Below are 22,287 nucleotides of genomic sequence, written 5' to 3' on the forward strand. Positions count from 1 at the left end.
GATGGTCCGGTGATGCTGACCGGCCATTCTGCAGGCGGCCATCTCGTCAGCCGCATGATCACGGCAACCGCGCCGCTTTCGCCCGGTGTCCAGGAGCGTATCCGCAACGTCGTCTCGATCTCGGGCGTGCATGATCTGCGCCCGATCATGTTGACCGGGATGAACGAGAAGCTCGCGATCGACGAGGCGGAAGCGCTTTCAGAGAGCCCGGCGCTGCTGCGGCCGATGAAAGATGCCCGCATCACCTGCTGGGTCGGCGGCGGCGAGCGCGCCGAGTTCCTGCGCCAGAACGATTTGCTTGCCAATATCTGGACCGGGCTGGGCGCAACCACGGCGACCGTGGTGGAGCCGGATCGGCACCACTTCAATGTCATCGACGGCCTTTCCGACGCCAGGCATCCGCTGACGCGAACCTTGCTTTCGGCGTGAGCGCGGCGGCGGATCAAAGGGGTGAGCGGCTGCGCTCTCTGCGTCAGTCGGCCACCTCTCCCTTCCGCGTTGCGCCACGGTCGATCGCCATAACACCCTAGGGTTATTGGCATAGCCCTCGGTTTCCCCGACGCTTCCGGTCTGTTCGTTGGAGGAGGGGAACATGACGCAAAACATTAAACTCGATCGAACCCTTGGCCTGTGGTCCGTGGTGCTGTTCGGGCTTGCCTATATGACGCCGATGATCGTGTTCGGCACGTTCGGGGCGCTCGCATCCGCAAGCCAGGGCACGACGGCGATGGCGTATTTCATTGCCGCGCTTGCGATATTCCTGACGGCCGTAAGCTACGGCATCATGGCAAAGGTCTATCCGGTCGCCGGATCCGCCTACACCTATGCTCGCAAGTCGCTGAATTCCGGCACGGGCTTCCTCGTCGGCTGGGCCGTCCTGCTCGATTATTTCTTCTTGCCGATGGTCATATGGCTGATCGGCGCCGCCTATCTGAGTTCGGCTTTTCCGACCGTTCCAGCGTGGCTCTGGATCGTCGGCTTCATCGTGCTGACAACGGCCGTGAATGTCATCGGCATCGCCTTTGCCAACCGGGTGAATGTCGTGTTGATGCTGGTGCAGCTCACCGTGCTGGTGGCCTTCGTCGCGCTCGCGGCGCGCTATGTCGCTGCCATCAACGGTGCCGGCGGGCTCGCGGCGGTGCGGCCATTCTTCGAGGCGAACGTGCCGTTCAGCGCATCCGTCGCCGGCGCGGCGATTGCGGCCTATTCTTTCCTGGGGTTCGATGCTGTTTCCACGCTGACGGAGGAGACCCGTGACCCGACCCGCACCATGCCGAGGGCGATCATGATCATCGCGGTCATCGGCGGGATCCTCTTTACGGGATCGGCCTATGTCACGCAGCTTGCCCATCCCGGCGGCGAATTCACCTCGGTCGATTCCGCCGCTACGGAAATCGCCCTGATGATCGGCGGCGATCTCTTCGTGACCCTGTTCCTCGCCACGCTGGTCGTTGCCCAGTTCACCTCGGGGCTTGCGGCACAGGCGAGCGTCGGGCGGCTGCTCTTCGCCATGGGCCGCGACGGCGTGTTGCCGGTGGGGATCTTCGGCAAGCTGCATGAGAAATGGCGCACGCCGGTGTTCAATCTCGTGCTCGTCGGCATCGTCGGTCTGCTTGCGCTCACGCTCGACGTGACGACCTCGACGTCCTTCATCAACTTCGGCGCTTTCCTTGCATTCACCGCAGTCAATGTCTCGGTGATCGCGCTCTATCTGCAGGGCAACGCGATCGTGCGGCCGCTCGGCGCCTTGCTCGGGCTTGTCGTGCCGGCGGTCGGCGCGGTCTGCGACCTGTTCCTGCTGTGGAATCTCGATGGCCACGCCAAGCTGCTGGGCATCATCTGGCTGGCAGTCGGCGTGTGTTATCTCGCCTATCTCACCCGGTTCTTCCAGCTTGCACCACCGGAAGTCGAGTTCGTCGAGTGATCAGCGGCGGCTGAGGAAAAGATGGAAGAGCTCCGCCTGGCTGGATATGGTGAGCTTGGCATAGGCCTGGCGACGATGCACCTTGACCGTGTTCGGCGACAGGCTGAGCGTTGCAGCGATAGAATAGGTCGAGTGGCCCTTGAGGATGAGGGTCACGATCTCCAGTTCCCGTTTCGAAAGCAACGGATGGCTGATCGTCGCTGCGGCACCATCCTCCTCGCGCGGCGGGTCGAACCGCGTGTGCCAGTGCCGTTCGGCGAGCGCCCGCACCACGGGCGCCGCACTTTCCAGCCGCGCGATGTCGCGGCGGGAGAAGCCAGGCACGTCCCCGATACGCGAAAGCGACAGCACCGCATCGACATGCGGAAGCGTCAGAATGAAGCCGATCTCGTCGACGATGCCGGTCGCCTGATAGTGGCGGCGAAAGTACTCCGTCTCGGTGAAACGGTCGGGCGCCAACCGCCGCATCACCAGCACGTCGCCGTCGTGTCTTGCGTTGCGGACGGCATCGTAGAACGGGTCGAGAATGTAGGCGCCGGCAAGGTAGTGATCGACGATCGTGTCGCGGTCGCCGACGATGCGCTCGTTATGGAGATCGAAGGCCTTGCCGCCCGGCGAATAGGCAAAGCCGTTCATCATCTCGAAGGAGACGAGCTGTCGCAGCGCGCGCTCCAGAGCCTCCGGGAAACCGGGTTCGCTGAGGGTCGACACCGCCTCGGCAAGCCCGGCGTTCCAGGCATCGATATAGGCGCTCGCTCCGCCGGATGTTGCTGCCACGTCCAATCCCCACCTGTCGAACAGAAGACCTAGCACGGAGTCCGCAGCCATGCAGACGCTTTCTCGCGCCCCGGCGCCCACCCATCCGCTCGACCTCTCCGCAACGGAGATTGCCGCCGGCATTCGCGGCCGCCATTTTTCAGCCGAAGCGGTCGTTGTCGAATCGCTGCGCCGCGCCAAAATCGTCAACGCGGAGCTGAACGCTTTCACGTTGCTGCGTGACGAGGCTGCAGTCACTTCGGCGCGGGCGGCTGACGCGTTGATCGTTGCCGGAGGCGAGGCGCCCGCACTTCTCGGCGTTCCCTTCGCGGCCAAGGACCTGACGCCGACCAGGGGCGATCTCACCACGCTCGGCTCCTGGACGCGTGGGGATTGGGTTCCCAAGGAGACCGCACTCTGCATCGCGCGGCTCGAAGCTGCCGGCGCGATCCTCATCGGCAAGACCACGACGCCGGAATTCGCCCATTCCAGTTTCACGGCCAGCCCGCGCTGGGGCGTGACCCGCAACCCTTGGAATTCCGAGCGTACCTCCGGTGGTTCTTCCGGTGGATCGGCGGTCGCCGTCGCGACCGGCGTTGTCCCGTTCGCCGAAGGCACGGACATGGGTGGATCGATACGTATCCCTGCCGCGCTCTCGGGCGCCGTCGGCCTCAAGCCCAGCCTTGGCCGGATCCCGATGACGATCCTGCCCAGCGTCTTCGACAATATCTCCCATTTCGGTCCGCTCGCGCGCACCGTCGGCGACGCGATCGCCTTCATGGCCGCGACGGCAGGACCTGACGATGCGGATATCTCGTCTGTGCCGCTCTCCTTTGCACCTGAGCGGGCAAGGGCAGGCTCCCTTGTGGGCCGCCGCTTCGCGTTTTCGCTGGATCTTGGCTACTACAGCGTCGATGCCTCCGTGCAGGCCGTGATCCTTGCTGCGGTCGAGCAGCTTCGTGTGGTGGGCGCCACCGTGGACCTCGTGGACATCGGCTGGTCCAGAGCCGTCAACGACCAGTGGTACGATCTCTGGTGCGTGTTCATGGCCGCATTTTTCGGTGACGCGATCGATGGCTATCGCGAGCGCATGGACCCGATCGTGGTCGAACTGATCGAGCGTGGACGTGGCACGAAAGCCGTCGACTACAAACGGGTGGAGCTGCTGCGGACTGGGATGTGGCGTGATCTCTCCGCCATCCTTGCCCGCTACGATGCGCTGCTGTGCCCGACATGCGCAGTCACGGCGCCCGCGGCCGAGGCTGACGACAATGACTACGTCGGCGATACGCCGGACGGGCGTTTTCTCGGGCTGGATATGACCTGCCCGTTCAACCTTTTGCCGCAGTGCCCGGCTCTCTCGCTGCCTGCCGGCCTGGCCGAAGACGGCCTGCCCGTCGGCCTGCAGATCGTCGGCCGCCGTTATGCCGATGAAGAGGTGCTGTCGCTCGGCGGCGCCATCGAACGCGTGTTGCAGGCCTCGCCAAATGCAGTCGGGCGAGCGGCGCGGTGGCGCTGGTAGGTTTTTCGCCAGCCCGCGCCATCGGTCCTGCGTGCTGACTGCGGCGCCCGAAATTGGCCGGTCACAGCAGCAGGAGCTTCTTCAGAACCGAGAAGACTTCCTTGTAAGGCAATCTGGTTGCACCGGCGAATGCGAAGGGTATGAGGGCGGCGGCCGCGACCGGCACGACCGAGGTACGGCTGACGAGGACGGAAGAGAGCTTGTTGGTCGTATCGAAGAGCTTGCTCGGGTCCGCCGTCTCCTCGTCCGGCTCCGGTGCGGTGTCGGCGAGCACGTTGCGGCCGAGCACCTTGCGTTCGGCGGCACGGTGGAAGCGTGTCGCCTGCACACCGAGCATCAGCAGCCCCGCCTCCTTCAGCCGTGCCAGCGGTTTGGAAAAGGCCGACAGGGGATAGGCGAAGAACGCGATCACGATTGCGAGCCAGCCGCTCATGATCATGCTGAACGTGGTCATCGACAGCGACTGTTGCAGCAGATGCTTCATGACGGCGGCCGCGATCGCAGCACTCATTCCGAAGACGAAGAAGACATAGGCATTCGGGTATTGCGAAAGGAAACCGAGCCCGCCCTTGCCATCCGGATGGGCTGCCACCAGGCGAAGTTCCAGCCGTGCGATCTTGCGCAGAAGCTGTGCCCAGACCAAGTGCCGCCAGACGCCGCGCAGGAACAGGAAAACGAACAGCGGCAGGCTGACGCAGATCGACCACCAGCCCGCTGCCGTGATCCGGTTGCCTTCCGCCGAATGCTCGACCGCCCAGAACGAGACGTCGGACATATGGAAATTGAGGAAGGACAGCAGCGCGGCGATCGCGGCGAGGGCCAGGCAGACAAGTTCGGCAAGCCACGAGTCGCGTCTCTGAAGTGCGACCGAGACCGCGTGGGTGGCGGCCGGCATGGAGGTCGGCGCAATGAGCGGCGCCCGGGTAAACTGCCCGAGCTTGATGCGCAATCCGCGTTCCACCTGTTGCTCCGCCAGCACGAAGGCGGCAATCGCGACGAAGAATTTCGCCCAGGCGCCGGGATCGGCGAGGTAGGCACCCTGGTCGATCGACAGGCTTAGCGGCAAACCAAGCAGAAACGGCCCGCCCCAGGCAAGGGCAACGAAGAGTACCGCCCGCCTGCCCGACTGCAAGGCATTCGCATGCAACAGCTTCAGCCGGGCTTGAAGTTCGTAGAACGGGCCGCCATGCGCGGCGAGAAATTCGGCGATCTTTGTCGGTGCTGCGGCCATGTTGGGCTCGGTAGCAGCACCAGTGCTTTCCCTTGCCCTGTCCGTGGATGCTATTCCAGTCATGGCGCCCTCGCTCCCGAAGCTGGCGATAACGTTCCCATCGAGATACCGGCCCGCCACCAAGTCGAGGGCTCGTCCGCAATCCATTCACGCCGCAGGCAGGTACTCCCGCGGACGTTCGGCCACTGCAATTCGTGCTTGCTCAGTGGTTGCAGTCAATTCCGAATGCAGCTTGTAGAGAATGCCCTTGCCGAGCCTGAGGCGTCAAGCGCGAGGCAGCAGGGGTTTGGCGGCAAGGAAGTGCGCCGCGGCTCAGAAGTTTACGCGCAGACTTGCCCGTCCGGCGCTCGACTGAACGCCGTCGGCAAATTCGCCGACATAGGTGAGTGCCAACCAGGCCGTTTCCGAAATCCCGGCGGAAAGGCCTGCCTCCACCACAAGCGCATCGCGCGGCAAGGGCACGCCAGCGATCGTGAAAAAGCCGGGGTCGGCAAAAGCGAGCCGAGCCGAGGGCGACAGGTCGCCGATGGCGTGTCGCCAACCCAACATGCCGGAGAGTTCGACCGGCATCTCGGCGGCCGGAAGGTCGGCCCACCAGCGAATGCCGATTGTCGATAGGGTCAGTTCGTCCGATGCATCGCTCGACGACAACTTGGCCGCGCCGCCGGATTCACGGAAGGCATCGGTATCGAGATGCACATAGGCGACGTTTGCGAACGGCTGCAGCTTGAGCGGGTCGGCTTCCAGCGTCCAGGAAAGATCCGCGAAGACCTGCGCCGTATCGCTCTCGTAGTCGGCCCGCAGCCGATCGGAGAACTGCCCGAAGGCGATGTCGCGCCGCGTCGCCACTTCATTGCGCGAATAGATCGCGCCGCCCGTGAGGTCGAGCGGCCCGGCTTCGCCGGTGATATAGAGGCCGGCGTGGTAGGAATCGACCGTGGCTTGCGGCTGCATGGTGAGATGGCTGTAGCCGAGGATGCCGCCAAGACGCCATTCGCTGGAGATCTCCGCATCAGCGCCGAACACTACGCCGGCGGTGTGGGCGTCGACACCTGCCGCTTTGCCATCGCCGGATAGCCGGTTCGTTGCGCCATAGGCCGAGGTCCAGAACGCGCCGTCGTCCGGTTTTTGGGTGCGGCTCGTGCGTGTGGCGGCCGTGTGGTCGAGTATTGCCTCCCGCGGAAAACGGCTCTCCCACAGGACTTCGCTCTTCAGCGAGGCATGCACTTCCCCATTCAACTGCGCGAAGGCGCGGCCGGCCGTATCGGCATCCAGCGACAGCACGGCCATGGCAAGAGGGTTCGTTGGCCCCAGGGCTTCGATGGCCCCGGCCGCTGCCCGGCTGTTTGCCGTTTCGGCCAGTTCGGCGAAGGAAACAGCATTGCGGTCAAGCCGGAGATCGATACTCGTCGGGCCGTAGCTCAGCGTCGGCGACAAAAAGGCGAAATTGCTTGTCACCTGTTCGAAGGTCCCGGTGACGCTGCTGCCGGTCAGGATACTGTAGTCGGTTGCGGCGCCGTAGCCGCCGGTGCCGGCAAGGATGTCCAGCCGGCCGCCCTCTATGGTGACTGCACCGGAGGCGGAGATGCGGTCGGAAAGGCCGGTCGCGTCCAAGTCCACCTGGTAGACCGAGCCGGAGCGGAACGTCACGTCTCCGTTGACCGTGGTGACCGCAATGCCCGGACCCGGGGAAAGCACGCCGCCTGCGCCGACCGTCAGACCGCCGACCACGCCGCTGCCAGAGAGCAGGCCGTCGTCATAGACGTCGATCCGGCCGCCGACCGTGCCGTCATTGACCAGCAAACCGCCGCTGACAGTTGCTGTCCCGCTGATCGTGCCGGTGTTGGCGAACCGCCCGTCGCTGACGCTCAGCGAGGCGATCGTTCCGTCGTTCGAGCCGTTGCCGGCCGTCGTCACGTTGTCGGCGCTGGAGCCGCTGTTGTTGGTCAGCGTGCCCTCGGCACCGATCTGCACGTCCCCGAGCACGGCATTGTTGACGACGGTACCGCCGGCGACCGTCGTCGTACCGGTGACCTTGCCGTCGCCATTGTTGGTGAAATGACCGGCCCGGTTATCCAGGGACGCGATGGTTCCGGCATTCGAGACCGTGCCGGCGTTGCTGACATTGCCGGAGATGGCGCCATTGTTGTTGACGAAGGCGGCAGCGGCCGCGACGTCCACGTCGGTCACGACGAAGTTGTTCGTCACGGTTCCACCGGCAACCGTCGTCTTCCCGGTGATGGTGCCGCCGGCATTATTGGCAAAGTTGTCCGCCGTATTCGTCAGTGAGGCGATCGTGCCCGCGTTCGATGCGGCACCGCCATTGGTGACCGCGCCAGCTTTGGCGCCGGTGGCGTTTGCGAACGTACCGCCTTGGCCGACCGTGACGGAGCCGAGCGTCGCGTTGTTGGTTACGCTGCCGCCGGCCACGGTCGTTTCACCGGTGACTTCTCCGCCAAAATTGTTCGTGAAGCTTCCGGCGTCGTTCTGGACGGATGCGATGGTGCCGGCGTTTGACAGAGTGCCGGAGTTCCTGACGCTTCCGGCGGTCGCGCCGTTGTTGTTGACGAAGGCGGCAGCGGCCGCGACGTCCGCGTCGGTCACGACGAAGTTGTTGGTGACGGTTCCGCCCGAAACGGTCGTCTTGCCGGCGATGGTGCCACCGGTGTTGTTGGTGAAATTTCCGGCCGTGTTCGTCAGCGAGGCAATCGTTCCCGCATTGGATGTGGTTCCGGCATTGGTGGTGGCGCCGGCCACGGCGCCGCTGTTGTTGACGAAGGTCCCGCCCTGGGAAACGTCGACATCGCCGGTTTGCCCATTGTTGGAGAGCGATGTCGTCGCACCGACGACGGCGCTGCCGAGCGTGCCGTTCACGGATACGTTTCCGTTGTTCAGCGTCAGCCTGCCGTTGAGATCTCCGTCGACCGAAAGGTTGCCGCCGTTCAGATCGACGTTAGAGTTCAGAGCGCCGCCGGCGTTGATGCTGACGCTGCCGGCGTTGATCGCAGTACCGTCGGTGACGGTCAGCGCGCCGGTATTGGAGATCGTGACGTTGCCGCCGTCGACGTCGAGCGTGCGGATCTCAGCGTCGTTGGTAACCTGCGGCGAACCATTGTCCACGTCGGCAGCGTCGCCGGTGCCGGGCAAGGCGGGAGACCAGTTCGAGCCGTTGCTGAATTCATTGTCGGCACTGCCTGTCCAGACGGACTGGGCAAGCGAGGGCACCGTCAGAGCGAAAGAGGCCAATGCCGTGAAAAGGCCGAGACGTCGGGAGAGGACCGCGAGCGGTGATTTTCGCATTGGATGCTGCCGATGCTAACGAACGCTCGCGAATCAGCCAGCGGTTTAGGAGGCTGTGGGTATCTAATCATGGTTAATGATTCGCTACCACCGCTTGTGCATCAGTGGTTGGCCTTTCGAATAATAAAATTAAATCAATAGGATGATCCGCATGCATCCCTAGTTGTGCTCCAGCGACGCGGGCGCACAGCATGAGGATCCGGTGATCGCGGCGATCTCGAACAGCATGGTCATTTCGCTTTGTTGCGCCAGCCAGGGCACACTGCGCCCGATAAGAAGCGCGACCTCTAGCGAATGAAGATCAGCGCCATGCCGCAGACGACGAGGGCAGCACCGGCCCAGGCGCCGGCGGCGGGACGTTCGCCTGTCCTCAGCCACAGCATCGGCAGGATCATGACCGGTGAAGTCGCGGACAATGTCGATACGATGCCCACCTTGCCGCCGGAGAGCGCAAAGAGCAGCAGCGTCATCCCCATACCAAGGGCGAGAACCCCGGTGAGCGCCGTCATTGCTGCGACCTTCAAGGTCAGCGGCGCCCGTGGTTTGACCGATGGAATGGGGAGCTGGAGCAGGATGCTCAGGCAGAAGGCGGCAATGCCGACGCGCAGCATGGAGGCGACAAAAGGATCTATGCCGGAGGCCATGACCGGGCGCACAATGATCGAGCCGATCGCCTGGCCGGTGGCAGCGCCAAGGCCGAGCAGAACGCCGATCCAAAGCGGTCCCTTGATCTTTTCCCATTCGTGCATCTGCGCCCGGCGCTTGCCGAAGAGAATAGCAAGAAACACGCCCGTGGCCGTCAGCGCGATGCCGCCAACCGCTGTGGGCGAAAGCGCTTCACCGAGCACCAGCCAGCCGAGAAACGCGGCGATCGGCGCATTGAGGGCAAAGAGGATGCCGGAGCGGCGCGGACCGAGCCGGTTGAGCGCAGCGAAGAGCAGTGTGTCCCCGATGAAAATGCCGATCAGGCCCGACAGGAGCAGCGGTGTGACGCTTGTGGTATCCAGCTCACGCCACGTCCCGGTGGCAAGCACATAGATCGCCAGAAGTCCTGTGACGAAGATCTGCCGGAGGCGATTGAAGGCAGGTGCCCCAAGATGGCCGGCCGGTCCGGCCGAGATCAACCCCGTGAGCGCCCAGCAGGTCGCGGCGCCAAGCGCGGCGAGTTCATGAATTGGCATGGTATTCCGATCGGTAGACTGCAGCCCCGAAGGAGCTCTCCTCGGCCTCCGTTAAAGCTTGAGCGAGCGGCGTTCGTCCAGCGCTTTTTCAGCCGCATCAACAGGCCGTTTCGCGCTGGGTCAGAGGTCGCGGCGGCGTCCGTCGCGATCGTGCGGCGATTACAGGTGATTTGTCCAAGGCCCATCCGTCGACGTTGATTCCGTGTGAATTTTTCAGCACTTTTCTTCCGGCGATTGGAACGCCTGTAGCCGGCTGTCGTTAGGTTTGGACATCGAAGGAAACCGCATGAAAAAGCTTCTCGTCGCCCTTCTGATCTTCGGCGTACTTGTGGTCGCCGGCGGAGCGAGCTTCGCCTATCTGTCGCGACAGCAGGCAACGGTGCCGATCGAGAGGACATATGGCCCTGATCCGGTTCTAGTCGAGCCAAAGGTCGAGCTCGTGCCGTCCGTCAATGTTGCGCAGGCCGCGCCCTGGCCTCCGGGCACGATGCCGACGGCCGCACAGGGTCTATCGGTCAAGGAATTTGCGGGCGGCCTCGATCATCCGCGCTGGCTGCATGTACTGCCGAACGGCGATGTGCTGGTTGCCGAGAGCAACGCGCCGCCAAAGCCCGAGCCCGGCTTTTCGGTTCGCGCGTTTGCTGCCCATTTCATCCAGGGCAGGGCTGGCGCCGGAAGCCAGAGCGCCAATCGCATTTCGTTGCTGCGCGATGCTGATGGTGACGGTGTGGCGGAAACGAAGACACCCTTCATTACCGGGCTCAATTCGCCTTTCGGCATGGCGTTGGCCGGCGGCAAGCTCTACATCGCCAATGCCGACGCGATCGTCGCCTTTCTCTATCGGGAGGGTGTGACCGAGATTACGGCACCGGCGGAGAAGATCGTCGACCTGCCCGCGGGCCGCAACTACCATTGGACGAAGGACATCATCGCCAACCCGGACGGGACCAAGCTCTACGTCACCGTCGGCTCCAATTCCAATGCCGGCGAAAACGGCATGGTCGAGGAGAAGGGACGGGCCGCCGTGCACGAGATCGACCTTTCCACCCGGCAGATGCGGCAGTTCGCTTCCGGACTTCGCAACCCCAACGGCCTCTCGTGGCAGCCGGATAGCGGCGCGCTCTGGGTTGCCGTCAACGAACGCGACGAACTCGGGCCCGATCTCGTTCCCGATTACATGACCTCGGTCAAGGATGGTGCCTTCTACGGCTGGCCCTACGGCTGGTACGGGCAGCATATCGACCCACGGGTCAAGCCGCAGAACCCCGAGTTGGTGGCGCGCGCGATCAAGCCGGACTATGCGCTCGGCCCGCATACCGCCTCGCTCGGCCTGACCTTCAACGCCGCTGCCCTGTTCGGGCCGGAGATGAGGAACGGCGCCTTCGTGGGGCAGCACGGCTCGTGGAACCGGGTTCCGCGCAGCGGCTACAAGGTTATTTTCGTGCCCTTCGCCAACGGCAAACCCGCAGGCCCGCCACGGGATATCCTGACCGGCTTCCTGACCGACGACGGCAAGGCGCTGGGGCGGCCGGTCGGCGTCGCGATCGCCCGTGACGGCGCGTTGCTCGTCGCCGACGATGTCGGCAACAAGGTGTGGCGGGTTGCGCCGACGAAGTGAGTGACGCCGCCGCGTCGGGGCAATAGGCATAATGTGCAACGATTTGGTTGCGCATCCGCCGACGACCTCTATACTGCAACCAAATCGTTGCACGAAAGGAAAGCGACATGAGCTCATTCGATCGTATCGAAAAGGCAATCCTGCTGCGCGCGCCGATCGAGCGTGTCTGGCGGGCGATAACCGATGTCGCCGAATTCGGGCAGTGGTTCGGTGTAAGGCTGAACGAGCCCTTTGCGCCCGGGCGGGCCATAACCGGCTCCTTCGAAGGAGAGTTCAAGGAAGAAAACATCGCCAAGTATCAGGCCTCGATCGGTCTTGAGCCGGCGCCGATCCGCCAGCCCGAGCCGAATGCGGTCTTCTGCACGGTCGAGGCGATGGATGCGCCGCGGCTCTTCAGCTTTCGTTGGATCCCCTATGGTCTCGATGCCGAATGCGATCCGGTGCGGGAGCCGACCACGCTCGTCGAATTCCGGCTGGAACCGGTTGGCGGCGATACGCGCGTGACGGTTACCGAATCCGGCTTCGAGGCCGTGCCGGCGCATCGCCGCAAGCGCGCCTTCCTGATGAATGACGGCGGCTGGAGCGCCCAGATCGAAAACATCAAGCGCCATGTCGAACACGCCTGAGCGGGAACTGGCGGGCGTATTCGCGGCGCTGGGCGATACGACCCGCCTTGCGCTGGTCACGCGGCTTCTGGCGACTGGCGCCCTGTCGGCGACCGCGCTCTCCGACGGGCAGGCAATCACCCGGCAGGCGATCGTGAAGCACCTTCAGGTGCTGGTCGCGGCGCGGCTGGTGGTGCACGAGCGTCACGGCAAGGAGGTGCTCTACGCTGTCGATCCGCATCGTATCGAGGAGGCGCGCGCGTTCCTCGCGGCGATCGCAGAGGGCTGGGACAAGGCGCTCGGCCGGTTGAAGTCGCTTGTCGAGGCGCCCTGACGCGGGCGCTCAGCGGTGCTGGGGCGCTCGGATCAACGTGCGCTCCCGCCGTCAACCTGGATAACCTGCCGGTGAACCAGTCGTGCGCACCGTTGAGAAGGAACATGAGCCGCCCGCATGCAATTCTTCGAGCAGATTCAAGGATGCTGGCTGCGGATATCGGCAGGCCGCGCGCGCTGGCTACTCATTGCACTTGTCCGTGATTTGCCCGGTCGACCGCCGCAGCAGGCTTGAAATCGAGGCGCCCCGCCACAGTTGTTTTCTTTTGGCCACCGGCGTGGGACCAACCTCACAAGCGGACTCGTGGTGGCAGCCTTGCAAGGGGTCGATCCCGGCAGACCTCTCGCCGGGAATCGGGGTGCAGACATGAGGCAAAACTCATCCGGCGTCGACAGTTCCTGGATCAAGAAGGCGGATGAGCTGGCGGCTCTGTTCCAGTTCACGGATGCGCTGTACCGCGCCAATTCGATCGCCGACACATTCGACGCCACATTCGATGCGATCGAGCGGGCGTTGCGTTGCAGCCGCGCTTCGATCCTGCTTTTCGACCAGGCAGGGGTGATGCGTTTCGTTGCCTCACGCGGGCTTTCCGAGGGCTATCGACGGGCCGTCGACGGTCACTCGCCGTGGCGGCCCGGCGACCGCGACGCCACCCCCATCTTCGTCAGCGATATCGAGTTTGCCGACGAACCCCAGGCGCTCAAGGACACCATCAGGGGGGAGGGTATCCGTGCGCTCGCCTTCATCCCCCTGACTGCCAACGGCGTGGTCATCGGAAAGTTCATGACTTACCGGGAAGTCCCGCACGTCTTCACGGAGGAGGAAGCCGTCCTCTCCCTGACCATCGCGCGGCAACTGGGCTTCAGCATCGAGCGCAGGCGCATCGAGGAGGCGCACCAGCGAGCCGAAGAGGGATTTCGCCGCAGCAATGAGCGGCTGCGGGTCATCCTCGATAGTGCCAGCGAGTATGCAATCATTACGCTCGACGGTGCCGGGCGGATAGCAAGCTGGAACAGTGGCGCCGAACGGCTTCTCGGCTATCGCGACACCGAGATCCTTGGCCAGCCGGGCGGCATTTTTTTCAGCCCGCAAGACCGCGCGTCGGATGTCCCCGAACAGGAAATGCGAACGGCGCGAGAAGAGGGCCGCGCAACCAACGAACGCTGGCATTACTGCAAGGATGGATCCCGTTTCTGGGGTTCGGGCGTCATGCTTCCAGTCGAAGAGAGCGGACCCGATCGCTACCTCAAGATCTTCAGGGATCGAACCGAGGAGCGCAGGGCGGAGAAGCGCCAGAAGCTGCTGATCGGCGAGCTCAATCATCGTGTGAAGAACACGCTTGCGACCGTGCAATCCCTTGCCGATCAGACGTTGAAAAGTGCGGATACTCCGGAAGCGTTTGCCGAAGCCTTCAATAGCCGACTGCTTGCGCTTGCGAAGGCACACGACCTCCTGACCCGCGAGGCATGGCAGGCGGTGTACCTGAACGACATCGTTCAGGCGGTGCTCGCGGCCTGGATCGAGGACGGGCGTGTGTCTCTCCACGGACCTGCGATCCGCATCAGCCCGAAACAGGCGCTCGCCATTTCGATGGCGTTCAACGAGTTGCTGACCAATGCGATCAAATACGGTTCTCTATCGAGTCCCGGTGGCCGCGTCGGACTTTCGTGGCAATGCGATGGAATGTGTTCGGTCAGGTGGGAAGAGCGCGGCGGGCCACCGGCTTCACCTCCTCGACGCCAGGGTTTCGGGCTGCGCGTTCTCAATCGCGGCCTCGCCAACGAACTGGGGCATCCCGTCGATCTCCGGTTCGAGCCGGAGGGGGTGAGCTGCACGATCGGGATGGACTTCGTCGACGGTAAGCGCGCCGGCATGGACGACAGGGGGGAGTGACCATGTCTGGCATATTGGCGGGGCGCCGGATCCTTGTCGTCGAAGACGAGATGCTGGTGGCCATGTCGATCGAGGACACGTTGGTCGATGCCGGCGGTGAAGTGATCGGCCCAGCCCCCACCGTGGGACAGGCATTGGGGCTTCTGCGGGACGAGGCGGAAATCGATGCCGTCGTGCTGGATATGAACCTCCAGGGGCATAGCGGGCTCCCGGTCGCGGATGCCTGCGATGAAAGGTCGATCCCCTTTCTCATCTTGAGCGGTTATGGCGAAACGGCCCTGAGCGGATCGCACCATGCGGCTCCGATCCTTTCCAAGCCCTTCGCCAGTGCTGCACTGGTGGAGGCGCTCAAGGCACTTTTCGAAGGGAGCCCCACGTGAAGAGCCGGGGCCGGGCTTGGTTGGTGATGCATGCGTCGATTGCGCACCGTCGGGATAAGGAACCGCATTTCATCCCACGGCGTTTGTTCGTCGGACCCGCATACGTCGGGCAGCCCAATGTGTCGGGTGGATTGTAATCATGAACGCCGAACGCTGGATTCATATTTGCGTCGACATACAGCGAATGTTCAGCGAGGAAACGCCGTGGCAGGCGGGCTGGATGGCGACGATCTCCGATCAGGTGGTCGAGGTTGCGAGCCGCGTTCCTGATCGCACCGTCTTTACCCGCTTCGTCCCCCCACACACGCCGGCCGAAATGCCGGGCATGTGGCGACCCTACTATGAAAAATGGCCCATGATGACGGCCGCTCGGCTGGATCCGGGTCTGGTCGATCTCATTCCTCCCCTGCAGCGCCTGGTGCCGCCCGCCCGCGTTCTCGACAAGCGCACCTTTTCGCCCTGGTTGAGCGGCAAGCTCGAAAGCGTGCTCGCTCATCAGGATGTCGGAACCGTCGTGGTGACGGGAGGCGAAACGGACGTCTGCGTGCTGGCGACCGCTCTCGGAGCGATCGACCTTGGCTACCGGGTGATCCTGCTGAAGGATGCCGTCTGCAGTTCGCTCGATCAGACACACAATGCCGCGCTCGACCTCCTCGGCAACCGTTTCTCGGTCCAGGTGGAGATTACGACGACCGAGCAGTGGCTTTCGCAGGTGCGAATTTAGCCCTGGTCAGGCCATGCTTGGTTCCTTCTCCGGAGACGTCCGGCTGGCAATGAGACCCAGGATACCGATGCCGATGATTGCCGCCGCGTAAATGTCGGTCGTCAGCTGGTAGCCGAGCGCCTTTGCCAGAAAGCCTGCGAGGATCGCGGGAAGGCTGAACGCCAGATAGCTCTGGATATAGATGGTGGTGAGCAGCCCGGCGCGCTCATCCGCCATCGCCAGCGGCATGACCGAGCCGATCGTGGCGAGGAAGCTGGTACCAAAGCCCACGCCGGTTACCAGGGTGCCGACGATCAGGACCGGCACATGGGCGAGGTGCGTTCCGGCAACCACGGTCAGCATGCCAATGGTGGTGCTCAAGACGCCAAACATCAGATTTGCCTGAGGGGCGCGGGCGCGGCGAAAGAAGACGCCGAGCGCGCCGGCGGTCATCAACGCCGCGACCACGGCGCCTCCGGTGAGCGGGTTCTTGCTGCCCGTGGTGGCGGCGACCAGCGAGGGGACGAGCGAGAGATAAAAGCCTCCAAGCGCCCAGTTCGCGATGTTCACGGGCGTGACCAGCGCCAGCGGCCGCTTGGCACGCTGCGGAATGGCGACCCGCGGCATGAGCGAGGACAGGGCGCCGGGACGGCGCGCGCCGGTTTCAGGTATGAGCCAGATCGCCCCCGCCTGCGCTATGAAGCCGACGAAGAGCAGCATATAGACGAAGTGAAGCGGAAACGGGCCGTACTGGATCAGAGCGCTGCTGCCGAGCGCGCCGACGGCAAGGCCGATCAACGGTGCGAGCGAGTTCACGAGCTGACCTCTGGCGTGATCGACATCGACGAGCGCCGCACCGATCGACGCGCCGGCAACGCCGGTCGCAAGCCCCTGCACGATGCGTGCCGCGATCAGCCAGCCGGTTCCGTCGGCAAGGACGAACAGCGCCATGGCGGCCATCTCGACGATCAGCGCTCCGAAAATCACCGGCTTGCGACCGAGATGATCCGAGATCGAGCCGGCGATCAGCAATGCCACCAGAAGTGCGAAGGCATAGACCGCGAAAATGACCGTCATCTCCACCGGGCTGGCGGCGAAGTGCTCTTGATAGAAGCGGTAGAGCGGGGTTGGCGCCGAGGACGCGCCGAAGAATGTCGCGAGCGTGACGGCGTAGAAGGCAATGGGATTTGCCGGGCGCGCGCTCTCTCTGGATTCGGAGGAGGAAGACATCTATATAACCCTTAAAGCTAAATCGTTGCGTTTGGCAGATTTAGGTACGCTTCGCGCTAAAAGCAAATAATTTGCTTTTATGCTGTTGTGAGAATTTCTGAAGCATCGGCCGATCGGCCGGAGAAGGACGGAGTTGGAGCGAATGGCGACAAGGGAAGGTCCGCGGCCGGGCGGCCGAAGTGCCCGGGTTCAGGCGTCGGTTCACAAGGCCGTGCAGACCTTGCTGACGACGCTTGAGCGCACCGAGGTCACGGTGCCGCTGATCGCGGCGGAAGCGGGTGTCACGCCTTCGACGATCTATCGTCGCTGGGGCGACCTTCAGGAACTGCTTGCCGACGTCGCGGTGGAGCGGCTGCGGCCGGACATGGTGCCGGTGGACACCGGAAGCTTCGGCAGTGACCTGTTGGCTTGGGCTGAGCAATATGCCGAGGAAATGTCCTCGGGGCCGGGCCGCGAAATGATCCGGGACGTGCTTGCAGCACAGGATGGAACCGGCGCCTACCAGTGCTGCAACTTCACCCGGCAGCAGATCGAGGTGATCGCGGAGCGCGCCGAGCAGCGTGGCGAAGTCTTTCCGGATGTCGAGACCGTCATGGACGGGGTCGTCGCGCCGATCATGTACCGGATCCTCTTTGGCGGCGCGCCGGATGCGGCGCATCTCCAGCGTCTGGTGACGGCGTCGCTGGCATCGAAACCTGCGCCCTGAGGCGCCGGATTTCCGAGAACGATAGAGCCCTCATTCCGTCTAGGGTCCGGCACTCGGAACCCAAACCGGTTTCCGGGGTTGGAAGGTCTGCTCAACACCTGTTCTGGAGGATGCGAGATGCAACCGATCCACAAGAATTCCCTTCTGGCTGGCCTTGCGGCCATTGCTATCCTGGCGGCCGGCGGCGTTTCGGCCGAAACCCTGAAGTTCAAGGCGGATATGACGGGATCGGGTGAGGTGCCGCCCAACGAAAGCGCGGGCAAGGGCACCGGCGAGCTCACCGTGGACACGACGACGAAGAAGGTGACCTGGACGGTGACCGCCACGGGCCTCTCAGGAGATGCGACCGCCGCGCATTTCCACGGCCCGGCAGCCGCGGGCGAGAAAGCCGATCCGGTCGTCGACATCTCGACATCGATGAAGTCGGGTTCTGCGGAGCTTACCGATCAGCAGCTCGCCGATCTGCAAGGCGGAAAGTGGTATCTCAACATCCACACGGCGAAATTCCCCGACGGCGAGATCCGCGGTCAGGTGGAGAAGGCACAGTAGACGCAGGTGGTCTTCTACTTCACCGCGCCATGCGCCAGCCCGCTGACCAGATAGCGCTGCATGAACAGGGCGATCAGGTAGACCGGGGCGATGCCTGCGAGCGAGGCTGCGGCCATCTGGCCGAAATTCACCAGCCTGTCGCCCTGGAAGAGCGAAATGCCGACCGGCAACGTTCGCGTGGCGTCGGAAAAGGTAAAGGCCGAGGCGAAAAGGAACTCGTTGTAGGCGAGCACCGTGACGATGATGAAGGTCGCCACGATGCCGGGAGAAAGGATCGGAACCACGATCTGCAACAGAATGCGAAACGGCCCGGCTCCGTCTATCGCGGCGGCCTGCTCGATCTCGATCGGCATCCGGCGCAGGAACGGTGTCAGCAGCCAGAAGGCGACTGGCACATTGGCAAGCCCGTAAATGAGAACGAGGCCGATCCGCGTGTCGAGCAGTCCACTCGTCTTCAGCAGGAAAAACAGCGGTATGAGCGCCACGATCGGTGGCGCCATGTAGCTTGAGAGCGTTACGTCCGAAAGCCATTTGCCGCCGATCTTCAACCGCAGGACCGCGTAGGCCGACGGCAGCGTGAGCACGATCGTGAGAAAGCCCGCCAGCAGCGACACGGTCACGGAATTCACGATGAAGCCGACGACATTGGCCGCCTCGAAGGCCGCCGGCCAATTGGCAAGCGTTGGCGCCGTCGGCCAGAAGGCGCCGTTCAGCACGTCGTCCTTGGTCTTCAGGGAAACGGCGAGGAGATAGAGGATGGGCAAGGCGAAGAAGCCGACGATCGGCGCCGTCGCCAGGCCCAGCCAGAGATGCCGTGCGGCAAACCTCATATGTCGCGCCTTTCGAAACGCTGGTGCAGGCGCACGACCGGCAGGGTCGCGAGCCCGATGACGAGCGCATAGACGATCGTCTCGGCCGCCGCTCGCCCCACGTCGAACTGCTCGATCGCACGGCGATAGATGGCAAAGCCGGCGGATGTCGTCGCAAAACCCGGCCCGCCGAAGGTGAGGATGTAGACGAGGTCGAAGAGCTTGAACGAGAGGATCAGTTTCAGGAGATAGATCGACGAGAGCGGTGCTGCGACCAGCGGCAGCGTGATGTGCCAGAAGCGCTGCCAGCCATTGGCCCCATCGACGAGTGCTGCTTCCCGTACGCCCTCCGGGATCGTCGAAAGCGCCGCGAAGCAGAGGATGACGATAAAGGGCGTCCATTGCCAGAGATCGGCGACGCCGATCGCGAGCCAGGCCAAAAGGGGATGGCCGAGGAAGGAGATCGGCTGGGAGATCACCCCGTAGTTGATCAGCGTGCCGTTTAACAGCCCGCCCGCCGGCGCGAAGATCAGCTTCCAGGCGATGCCGACCATGACGGGCGGCGTCATCAATGGCAGCAGCACGAGGCTCATCAGGAACCGGCCGCCTTTCAGCAACGACGTGAAAAGCAGCGCGATCAGGAAACCGAGAGCGAGCTGCAGCAGCGACGTCGAAAGCGCATAGGCGACGCTTCTGCCGACCGCCGACAGGAAGATCGGATCCTGCAGTGCGGTGGCGAAATGCCTGACGCCGACGAAGCCGCGGAACGGCTTTCCAAGCGTGCTCTTGCTGAAGGCGAGCCCAAGCAGGAAGACCGTCGGGTAGAGCGTCGTGACGGCAAGTGCGAACACGACGGGGGCGATCCACAGGGCGCGGCCGAAGCGTTCCCATAGGTCGCCCCGGCGCGCGGATAATCGATTGGCGTCTGGCCCAGCGGCGTCGAGGGTGACGACGGTCATGCCGCCTCTGCCAGAACCGGGCGCGTCGGCCCGCTGCCGGCCCGTGTGGCGACGAGCATATCCTCGATATCATCGAGGTCGGCGGGCGTGAGCGTGACGGTTGCCGCTTCGATCCAACCTTCGATATGCGTCGGCTGTCGCGCGCCGATGATCGCCCCGGTCACGCCGGGCCAGGAGAGCGCCCAGGCGGCAGCGATCGCAGCGACAGTCGTGTCGTGGCGCGCGGCGATCGGTCTCAGCCCCTCCGTGAAGGCGAGATTGCGGTGTAGCGCTTCGCCGGAAAACTCCTCATCGCGCGACCGCCAGTCGTTTGCCGGAAGCGCCCGGGCACGGGCCGGCGTGAAGGCGCCGGTGAGCAGGCCCGACTGCAACGGGCTGTAGGCAATGACGCCGCTGCCATGCGACCGGACCCAGGGCAGGTCCCCTTCGGCGAACTGGCGCTTTATGGCGGAAAAGGGCGGCTGCACGACATCGACGGGCGCGACCGTTGCCGCGCGCTGCAGCAGGTCCCGGTCATGGTTCGAAAGCCCGATCGCCCGGACCTTGCCCTCTTTCTTGAGGTCGGCAAAGGTTGCCCAATAGTCTTCGACCGGGGTGCCGTCATCGGCCGGCCAGTGCATCTGGTAGAGGTCAATGACCTCGACGTCGAGCCGCTTGAGCGAAGCCTCGACCTCGCGGCGCAGCGACCGGGCATTGCCGATGCGGGCCGGAAGGGCGTTGCGATTGTCCGGGTCCCAGACCAGTCCGGCCTTGGTGAAGATCAGCGGGCGCTCGGATTTCGGTATCGTCGATAGCGCTTCTCGCACGATCTCTTCGGAATGACCGAGGCCGTAGACCGGAGCCGTGTCGATCCAGTTGATGCCGCGCTCAACCGCATGGCGGATCGCTGCAATCGACTGCGTGTCGTCCTGGCTTCCCCAGCCCCATCCCCAATCGGGGCCGCCGATTGCCCAGGCGCCGAAGCCGACGGGGGTGATATCGAAGCCGGTGTGGCCGAGCCTGCGCTTCGGTAAGGTTTCGGAGGTCATGGTCTTCACCTTTGAATAGAGGAGGGGGCGCAGCCGGGAGGAAGCGAGCGCCCCCAGGGAGCAATCAGCCGTTGGTCTCGATGATTTCGGTCCAGGCCTGGTGGGCATCGGCGATCGCCTGTTCTGCGTTCTTGCTGCCGGCAAGCGCCAGTGCCAGCTCGTCGGTCAGCACGTTTTCGAGCTTCGGCGCATAGACGGCGGTCGGCCAAGCGAGGCTGTTTTCCAATGCGCCGTCGTCGAGCAGTGGCTGCACGAGCGGCTGGAATGCCTTGAACTTCTCCGACTTCAGGCCCGACTGGCGGTCCGGGTCGATGCCCGAGCCGGTCAAGGCTAGCAGTTGCTCGTGATAATCCCTGCTGGTGGCAAGCTTGATCAGGTCCCAGGCCACCTCCTTGTTCTTGGAGCCGCTGGTGATCGCAAAGCCGAAGCCGGCGTTGAAGGCGAGGCGCGGCGTCTTGTTGCTGCCGCCGGTCGGAATGCGGGCCACGCCCCATTTGTCGACGATCTTCGAGCCCTTGGGATCCTGGGCGTAGCCGCCAAGGTCAGTCCAGAAATTGATCTGCGCCGCCTTGCCGTTGAGAAATGCGGGAAGCCCTTCCTCGAAACGCGTTTCGAGTGGGGTCGGCAGCGCGTGGGGTGCCGACGCAAGCAGCGACTTCAAGGCCTCGACCGCCTCGGTGCTGTCGAGTGCGGAGGTGCCGTCAGGCTTCAGGAAATTGCCGCCGAAGCCGGTCAGGCGGTTGGCATAGGTCGACAGGATGATGACCGGGATCTTGGCGCCGAGAACCGCCGCACCATAGATGCCGTTCTTCCCTTCGGCCTCGGTGATCACCTTGGCGTTCTCGTTGTATTCGTCCCAGGTGGAGGGTGCCTTCAGGCCGTAGCGGTCGAAGAGTTCGCGGTTGTAGAACAACAGGTGGCTGTCGCCGTCATAGGGCAGGCCGTAGCGGCGGCCGTCGTGCAACGTGTACTGGTCGTAGATCGTCTGAATGAAATCATCAGGCTGGATCTCGGCCTTGTCGCGCTCGATCAGATCCGTCACGTCCTCGATCACGCCGTCTTCGGCAAGCTGGCCCTTGTAGGTATAGAAATAGTCGATGACGTCGAACTGGTTTGCGCCCGATTGCACGTCCAGTGTCGCCTTGACGCTGACCTGGTCGTAGGGCACCGCCGTGACGTTGACCTTGGCGCCGGTCAGCCGCTCGAAGTCCTCGGCGATCTTCTTGCCGGTGACGACATGCGGTTGGATGATCAGGAGATTGATCGTGCGCCCGGCGTACTTGTTGCCGGAGGCAAGCGCTGTCGAGGAGGCAAGCGGCGCAATGAAGGGCAGGGTACCCACCGCGGCAAGCGATTTCAGCACGCTGCGGCGGCGATAGGCCTGGCCGAATATGGAACTGGGCATGGGATTCTCCGTCGAGATCTGAGTTCTGGCGGTCGGCGATGGCGTGCGCCTTTCGGCCTTGCTTCAGCATCATGGGGGAGAAGATGGCTCTAATACACACATAATCCATGTATTTTGTAAATTATATGGGAACGATTTTCCTGCGGCACCCCGT

General features: G+C 63.7%; 19 protein-coding genes and 1 pseudogene. 11 read left to right on the forward strand and 9 right to left on the reverse strand.

Translation table 11 applies throughout. The features are described 5' to 3' along the window. Positions 1-429: pseudogene (locus I8N66_RS01680) on the forward strand (alpha/beta hydrolase); the annotation flags it as partial. Between the two features lie 163 nt (positions 430-592). Further along, positions 593-1,924, forward strand: coding sequence for an APC family permease (locus tag I8N66_RS01685; protein WP_291148920.1), 1,332 nt, complete (start codon positions 593-595; stop codon positions 1,922-1,924). On the opposite strand, the gene I8N66_RS01690 is transcribed toward I8N66_RS01685, so the two are convergent. Beyond that, a complete protein-coding gene (locus tag I8N66_RS01690; RefSeq protein ID WP_291148922.1) occupies positions 1,925-2,752 on the reverse strand; it encodes a LuxR C-terminal-related transcriptional regulator in 828 nt (275 codons plus the stop codon). Here I8N66_RS01690 and I8N66_RS01695 point away from each other — a divergent pair. Continuing rightward, a complete protein-coding gene (locus I8N66_RS01695) occupies positions 2,751-4,202 on the forward strand; it encodes an amidase (protein WP_291148924.1) in 1,452 nt (483 codons plus the stop codon). The genes I8N66_RS01690 and I8N66_RS01695 overlap by 2 nt on opposite strands. Positions 4,203-4,263: 61 nt before the next feature. Here I8N66_RS01695 and I8N66_RS01700 read toward each other — a convergent pair whose 3' ends face one another. The 3 genes from I8N66_RS01700 to I8N66_RS01710 form a co-directional block, all read right to left on the reverse strand. Then, on the reverse strand, positions 4,264-5,496 hold the full coding sequence (locus tag I8N66_RS01700; protein WP_291148926.1) for a hypothetical protein: 1,233 nt from the start codon (positions 5,494-5,496) through the stop codon (positions 4,264-4,266). A gap of 249 nt (positions 5,497-5,745) precedes the next feature. Beyond that, the gene (locus I8N66_RS01705) at positions 5,746-8,733 is read right to left on the reverse strand and encodes an autotransporter domain-containing protein (RefSeq protein WP_291148930.1); all 2,988 of its coding nucleotides are present in this window, start codon (positions 8,731-8,733) and stop codon (positions 5,746-5,748) included. Between the two features lie 287 nt (positions 8,734-9,020). Beyond that, a complete protein-coding gene (locus I8N66_RS01710; protein WP_291148933.1) occupies positions 9,021-9,914 on the reverse strand; it encodes a DMT family transporter in 894 nt (297 codons plus the stop codon). A 286-nt stretch (positions 9,915-10,200) separates the two neighbouring features. On the opposite strand from I8N66_RS01710, the gene I8N66_RS01715 reads away from it, so the two are divergent. The 6 genes from I8N66_RS01715 (at position 10,201) to I8N66_RS01740 (ending at position 15,468) form a co-directional block, all read left to right on the forward strand. Continuing rightward, complete coding sequence (locus tag I8N66_RS01715; RefSeq protein WP_291148935.1) at positions 10,201-11,532, forward strand: sorbosone dehydrogenase family protein; 1,332 nt, start codon at positions 10,201-10,203, stop codon at positions 11,530-11,532. Between the two features lie 107 nt (positions 11,533-11,639). Next, the gene (locus tag I8N66_RS01720; protein ID WP_291148938.1) at positions 11,640-12,158 is read left to right on the forward strand and encodes an SRPBCC family protein; all 519 of its coding nucleotides are present in this window, start codon (positions 11,640-11,642) and stop codon (positions 12,156-12,158) included. Then, complete coding sequence (locus tag I8N66_RS01725; protein ID WP_291148941.1) at positions 12,142-12,471, forward strand: metalloregulator ArsR/SmtB family transcription factor; 330 nt, start codon at positions 12,142-12,144, stop codon at positions 12,469-12,471. Before I8N66_RS01720 ends, I8N66_RS01725 begins: the two co-directional genes overlap by 17 nt. A 366-nt stretch (positions 12,472-12,837) precedes the next feature. Continuing rightward, positions 12,838-14,364, forward strand: coding sequence for an HWE histidine kinase domain-containing protein (locus tag I8N66_RS01730; RefSeq protein ID WP_291148944.1), 1,527 nt, complete (start codon positions 12,838-12,840; stop codon positions 14,362-14,364). A gap of 2 nt (positions 14,365-14,366) precedes the next feature. Beyond that, positions 14,367-14,744: a response regulator gene (locus I8N66_RS01735; protein ID WP_113538486.1), complete on the forward strand. Its 378-nt coding sequence runs from the start codon at positions 14,367-14,369 to the stop codon at positions 14,742-14,744. 139 nt (positions 14,745-14,883) lie between these two features. After that, the gene (locus I8N66_RS01740) at positions 14,884-15,468 is read left to right on the forward strand and encodes a cysteine hydrolase (protein WP_291148950.1); all 585 of its coding nucleotides are present in this window, start codon (positions 14,884-14,886) and stop codon (positions 15,466-15,468) included. A gap of 6 nt (positions 15,469-15,474) precedes the next feature. On the opposite strand, the gene I8N66_RS01745 is transcribed toward I8N66_RS01740, so the two are convergent. Continuing rightward, positions 15,475-16,677 carry an MFS transporter gene (locus I8N66_RS01745; RefSeq protein WP_291148953.1) on the reverse strand — a complete coding sequence of 401 codons (1,203 nt, stop codon included), beginning with the start codon at positions 16,675-16,677 and terminating at the stop codon, positions 15,475-15,477. A gap of 142 nt (positions 16,678-16,819) precedes the next feature. Between I8N66_RS01745 and I8N66_RS01750 the strand changes: the two genes are divergently transcribed. Together I8N66_RS01750 and I8N66_RS01755 are read left to right on the forward strand one after the other, a co-directional pair. After that, positions 16,820-17,383 (forward strand): TetR/AcrR family transcriptional regulator, encoded by a 564-nt coding sequence (locus tag I8N66_RS01750; RefSeq protein ID WP_113538489.1) that lies wholly within the window; start codon positions 16,820-16,822, stop codon positions 17,381-17,383. Between the two features lie 117 nt (positions 17,384-17,500). After that, on the forward strand, positions 17,501-17,932 hold the full coding sequence (locus I8N66_RS01755) for a CHRD domain-containing protein (protein ID WP_291148956.1): 432 nt from the start codon (positions 17,501-17,503) through the stop codon (positions 17,930-17,932). Positions 17,933-17,946: 14 nt separating this feature from the next. On the opposite strand, the gene I8N66_RS01760 is transcribed toward I8N66_RS01755, so the two are convergent. The 4 genes from I8N66_RS01760 to I8N66_RS01775 all read right to left on the reverse strand — a co-directional run bounded on the left by I8N66_RS01760 (position 17,947) and on the right by I8N66_RS01775 (position 22,133). Further along, positions 17,947-18,762 (reverse strand): carbohydrate ABC transporter permease, encoded by an 816-nt coding sequence (locus I8N66_RS01760; protein ID WP_291148960.1) that lies wholly within the window; start codon positions 18,760-18,762, stop codon positions 17,947-17,949. Next, entirely contained in the window at positions 18,759-19,700 is a 942-nt protein-coding gene (locus tag I8N66_RS01765) for a sugar ABC transporter permease (protein ID WP_291148962.1), read from the reverse strand. The genes I8N66_RS01760 and I8N66_RS01765 overlap by 4 nt, the downstream gene beginning before the upstream one ends. Further along, on the reverse strand, positions 19,697-20,728 hold the full coding sequence (locus tag I8N66_RS01770; protein ID WP_291148965.1) for an aldo/keto reductase: 1,032 nt from the start codon (positions 20,726-20,728) through the stop codon (positions 19,697-19,699). Before I8N66_RS01770 ends, I8N66_RS01765 begins: the two co-directional genes overlap by 4 nt. Before the next feature lie 64 nt (positions 20,729-20,792). Further along, on the reverse strand, positions 20,793-22,133 hold the full coding sequence (locus I8N66_RS01775) for a sugar ABC transporter substrate-binding protein (RefSeq protein ID WP_291148968.1): 1,341 nt from the start codon (positions 22,131-22,133) through the stop codon (positions 20,793-20,795). Between the last annotated feature and the right edge of the window lie 154 nt (positions 22,134-22,287).

The organism is Ensifer sp. SSB1 (genome assembly GCF_016652895.1).
In the GTDB taxonomy this organism is placed as follows: domain Bacteria; phylum Pseudomonadota; class Alphaproteobacteria; order Rhizobiales; family Rhizobiaceae; genus Ensifer.

Bases quoted from the DNA above. Each gene is read 5' to 3' on its own strand.
- I8N66_RS01685 (WP_291148920.1), top strand. From the start codon at position 593: ATGACGCAAAACATTAAACTCGATCGAACCCTTGGCCTGTGGTCCGTG.
- I8N66_RS01695 (WP_291148924.1), top strand. From the start codon at position 2,751: ATGCAGACGCTTTCTCGCGCCCCGGCGCCCACCCATCCGCTCGACCTC.
- I8N66_RS01690 (WP_291148922.1), bottom strand. From the start codon at position 2,752: ATGGCTGCGGACTCCGTGCTAGGTCTTCTGTTCGACAGGTGGGGATTG.
- I8N66_RS01700 (WP_291148926.1), bottom strand. From the start codon at position 5,496: ATGACTGGAATAGCATCCACGGACAGGGCAAGGGAAAGCACTGGTGCT.
- I8N66_RS01705 (WP_291148930.1), bottom strand. From the start codon at position 8,733: ATGCGAAAATCACCGCTCGCGGTCCTCTCCCGACGTCTCGGCCTTTTC.
- I8N66_RS01710 (WP_291148933.1), bottom strand. From the start codon at position 9,914: ATGCCAATTCATGAACTCGCCGCGCTTGGCGCCGCGACCTGCTGGGCG.
- I8N66_RS01715 (WP_291148935.1), top strand. From the start codon at position 10,201: ATGAAAAAGCTTCTCGTCGCCCTTCTGATCTTCGGCGTACTTGTGGTC.
- I8N66_RS01720 (WP_291148938.1), top strand. From the start codon at position 11,640: ATGAGCTCATTCGATCGTATCGAAAAGGCAATCCTGCTGCGCGCGCCG.
- I8N66_RS01725 (WP_291148941.1), top strand. From the start codon at position 12,142: ATGTCGAACACGCCTGAGCGGGAACTGGCGGGCGTATTCGCGGCGCTG.
- I8N66_RS01730 (WP_291148944.1), top strand. From the start codon at position 12,838: ATGAGGCAAAACTCATCCGGCGTCGACAGTTCCTGGATCAAGAAGGCG.
- I8N66_RS01735 (WP_113538486.1), top strand. From the start codon at position 14,367: ATGTCTGGCATATTGGCGGGGCGCCGGATCCTTGTCGTCGAAGACGAG.
- I8N66_RS01740 (WP_291148950.1), top strand. From the start codon at position 14,884: ATGAACGCCGAACGCTGGATTCATATTTGCGTCGACATACAGCGAATG.
- I8N66_RS01745 (WP_291148953.1), bottom strand. From the start codon at position 16,677: ATGTCTTCCTCCTCCGAATCCAGAGAGAGCGCGCGCCCGGCAAATCCC.
- I8N66_RS01750 (WP_113538489.1), top strand. From the start codon at position 16,820: ATGGCGACAAGGGAAGGTCCGCGGCCGGGCGGCCGAAGTGCCCGGGTT.
- I8N66_RS01755 (WP_291148956.1), top strand. From the start codon at position 17,501: ATGCAACCGATCCACAAGAATTCCCTTCTGGCTGGCCTTGCGGCCATT.
- I8N66_RS01760 (WP_291148960.1), bottom strand. From the start codon at position 18,762: ATGAGGTTTGCCGCACGGCATCTCTGGCTGGGCCTGGCGACGGCGCCG.
- I8N66_RS01765 (WP_291148962.1), bottom strand. From the start codon at position 19,700: ATGACCGTCGTCACCCTCGACGCCGCTGGGCCAGACGCCAATCGATTA.
- I8N66_RS01770 (WP_291148965.1), bottom strand. From the start codon at position 20,728: ATGACCTCCGAAACCTTACCGAAGCGCAGGCTCGGCCACACCGGCTTC.
- I8N66_RS01775 (WP_291148968.1), bottom strand. From the start codon at position 22,133: ATGCCCAGTTCCATATTCGGCCAGGCCTATCGCCGCCGCAGCGTGCTG.